Below are 1,662 nucleotides of genomic sequence, written 5' to 3'. Positions count from 1 at the left end.
CCCCCCCCGCCGGGGGGGGGGGGGGGGGGGCTGTCCGCGTTTTCGTGCGGGCCGCGCCCGGCGGGGGGGGGGGGCGCGCCCCCGCGGGGGGGGGGGGGGGCCCCGGGGGCCCCCCCCCCGGGGCCCACGGGCGGTACTCAGCGGACGAAAACCGTTGCGCGGTCTGCCATGTCGAGCAACGGCTGGGGGAGGATGCCGAGAACCAAGGTGGCCGCGGCGGTGACCGTGATGACCGCGGTCGTGACGGGCGGGGTGACGATGTGGGGGGCGTCCTCGGGGGGATCGGTGAAGAACATCTGCACGATGATGCGGACGTAGAAGAAGGCCGCGATGGCGCTGGCGACGACACCGACGATGACCAGCGGAGTGGCGCCGCCGGAGGCCGCGGCCTCGAAGACCGCGAACTTGCCGACGAAGCCGCTGGTGAGCGGAATTCCGGCCATCGACAGCAGGAACAGCGCGAAAATCGTTGCCAGCCACGGCGACCGGCGGCCCAGGCCCGCCCACGCCGAGAGCGCGGTGGCCTCGTTGCCGACCTCGTCGCGCACCAGCGTCACCGCCGCGAACGCGCCGATCGTGCCGATGCCGTAGGCGGTCAGATAGAACAGCACCGACGAGACACCCGACGGGTTGGCGGCCACCAGCGCGGTGAGGATGAATCCCGCATGCGCCACCGAGGAATACGCCAGCACACGCTTCACATCGGTCTGCGTGAGCGCCATGACCGCGCCGACCACCATGGTGGCGATGGAGATCGCCGCCAGGATCGGCCGCCAGTCCTCGCGCAGCCCGGGCACCGCCACCTGCAGGATGCGCAGCAGCGCACCGACCGCGGCGATCTTGGTGCCCGCGGCCATGAAGGCGGTCACCGGAGTCGGCGCGCCCTGATACACATCGGGCACCCAGGACTGGAACGGCACCGCACCGATCTTGAACAGCAGTCCGACCACCAACATCGCCAAGCCCAGTACCGCGAGGGTTTTCGAGCCGGTGTCGCGGCCCACCGCATCGGCGATCCCGGCGAAGCCCACCGTGCCCGCGTACCCGTACAGCAGCGCCATGCCGTAGAGGAAAAACGCCGAGGAGAACGCGCCGAGCAGGAAGTACTTCAGCGCCGCCTCCTGTGACAGCAGCCGCCGCCGGCGCGCCAACCCGCACAGCAGATACAGCGGCAGCGACAGCACCTCCAGCGCCACGAACATGGTGAGCAGGTCGTTGGAGGCGGGGAACAGCATCAGCCCGCCGACGGCGAACATGGCCAGCGGGAACACCTCGGTGGTGGTGATGCCCGCGCGCGCGGCGGCGATCTCGTCGGGGCTGCCGGGCATCGCGGCGGCCTGCGGGGTGAACGCGTCGACGGGGACCGTGGCGCCCGCGGCCTGGGCGGCGGCGCGGCTCCACGTGCCCGGGCCCTCGCGCCGGACCCGCTGCAGCAGCGGTTCGATGCCTCGCTCGGCCATCAGCAGCAGCCCGAGCATCGACACCACCAGGATGGTGCCCTGGAAGAACAACGCCACATTGTCGACGGCCACCGCGTCGACCACGGCCGTGGTGGTGGGTCCCCCCCGCCCCAACACCCCCCCCACAGCGCCCACCCACCCCCCCACAAACACCCCCAGCGGCACCCAGAACCACCCCACCCCCCGCCCCCGCAGCACCCCG

1 protein-coding gene is annotated in these 1,662 nt (G+C 72.4%); it reads right to left on the bottom strand.

Features of this window, described 5'->3' with window-relative positions:
* Positions 1-137: 137 nt before the first annotated feature.
* Positions 138-1,662: NADH-quinone oxidoreductase subunit NuoN (gene nuoN / locus QH290_RS21365; protein WP_280384699.1), on the bottom strand; the 1,525-nt coding region annotated here is incomplete at its 5' end.

Source organism: Nocardia wallacei, assembly GCF_029869545.1.
Lineage (GTDB): Bacteria > Actinomycetota > Actinomycetes > Mycobacteriales > Mycobacteriaceae > Nocardia > Nocardia wallacei_A.
This window is presented reverse-complemented; position numbering and strand designations above follow the sequence as displayed.